Here is a 1,775-nt window from a genome sequence, read left to right as displayed (position 1 = left end):
AATAGCAAGCTGCCAGGTCCTTTTTTTTATGCCTTCCGACAGGAGGGCTTTTTTATTGCAAAGAAAAAGGACCACTAAGGTCCTAATGTACATGGAATACTTGAATTAATAATAACCAAGCTAAACCATAATATGTTACAACAGCAACTAAGTCATTGATTGTAGTAATTAAAGGTCCTGATGCAACAGCTGGGTCAACTTTGATCTTATGGAAAAACATTGGAATGACCACGCCAACCAAACTTGAGAAGACCATAGCCACAAATAAGGAAACACCCACACATCCAGAAAGAATGAAAGCATCCATAAATGGTCTATTTTTAGCAATCATAATATAGAATCCAATAAATAAGAATGAAAGAAATCCAAGAATCATTCCATTACTAAGTCCAATATTTAATTCTTTTAAGATGAATTTAAGTTTATCTTTAGTAGAGATATTTTCATCTACAAGTAATCTGATTGTAACCGCAAGAGATTGTGTTCCTACATTACCGGCCATATCTAAAATAAGTGATTGGAAACATACAACAATCGCAATTTCTGCAACAACAGATTCAAATAAACCAACTACTGTAGAAACAATCATGCCAAGGAATAAAAGAAGAATTAACCAAGGTAGTCTTTTCTTCATACCATCTTTTACTGTTTCATCCAAGTCTGACTGTTCAGTCATACCGGCAAGTTTTGCATAATCTTCATCCTGTTCATCTTCAATGAAATCAGTGATATCGGTAGAAGTAATAACACCGATAATCTCATTATCATCGTTGAGTACTGGAATTGAGTCTTCTTCATATTCACGGATTTCATCAATACAATCACTAATCATCTCATGAGCATAAACATGTGGATAAGAAGTTGCGATAATTTCTTCTAAATCATCATTCTCTCTTGCAACAATCAAATCCTTTAAATCAATCGCACCATAATACTGGTTATGATCAGTTACATAAATAGTATTGATATTATCATGAGTACTAGATTGTCTAACTAATTCCTTCATCGCTTGTCTAATAGTTAAACCACGTTCAATAGAAATAAAGTTAGTTGTAATTTCATGCCCAATCTGATTGGGATTAAACGATTTGATTAAAAAGATGTCTTCTCTTCTTTTAACATGTAAATAAGGAAGAAGACGACTCTTAGTATTTTCATTTAAGTTTTCTAAAATATCTACTGCATCATCTAAATCCATCTTATTAAGAAGCATTGCATACTTCTTGTAACCAAAGTCTTGAATATAATCTTCTGAATCTTCGATATAACCGATAATAGATGACAGTCTCTTTATATCAAAATAATCAAAGAATAGTTTTCTTTCTTCTTTAGGTAATAATTCAAATGCTTCTGCAATATCTTTGTCATGATATTCATCTAATAAATTTCTTTTTTCTTCAATTGTATGATCTGAAGAAATAATGTGCAGAATATCCTGCACATAATCATTGTTGTACTTTCTTTCTGTCATGATGTATTCCTCTCTTTCATAATGTGATTATGATGAGCAAATACCAATGAAAGTCCTAATAGTATAGAGGAACAGTCATTGATTTTTGATCATTATTATTGTGTCTTGATTGTCGCTCGTGACTGTCCATCTATACCACCTCACTTTCTGTCCATTACTTTTTATAACAAAATCTAATAAAAAAGTAAAGCAAAAAAGCACCCATTAAATCAACATTATTTTCATAATTCTTAAGAAAACATAAATTATTTTCAAAAAACACTTTACAAACGTGCGGATATTGGGTATTATAGACAGGCAGTCC

At 31.5% G+C, this 1,775-nt stretch carries 1 protein-coding gene; it reads right to left on the bottom strand.

The window, feature by feature from the left end:
• Positions 1-82: 82 nt before the first annotated feature.
• The gene (gene mgtE, locus ACT8VG_RS10885) at positions 83-1,471 is read right to left on the bottom strand and encodes a magnesium transporter (protein WP_187013116.1); all 1,389 of its coding nucleotides are present in this window, start codon (positions 1,469-1,471) and stop codon (positions 83-85) included.
• Positions 1,472-1,775: the final 304 nt, after the last annotated feature.

This window comes from Catenibacterium sp., from assembly GCF_052354645.1.
In the GTDB taxonomy this organism is placed as follows: Bacteria; Bacillota_I; Bacilli_A; order Erysipelotrichales; family Coprobacillaceae; genus Catenibacterium; species Catenibacterium mitsuoka_A.
This window is presented reverse-complemented; position numbering and strand designations above follow the sequence as displayed.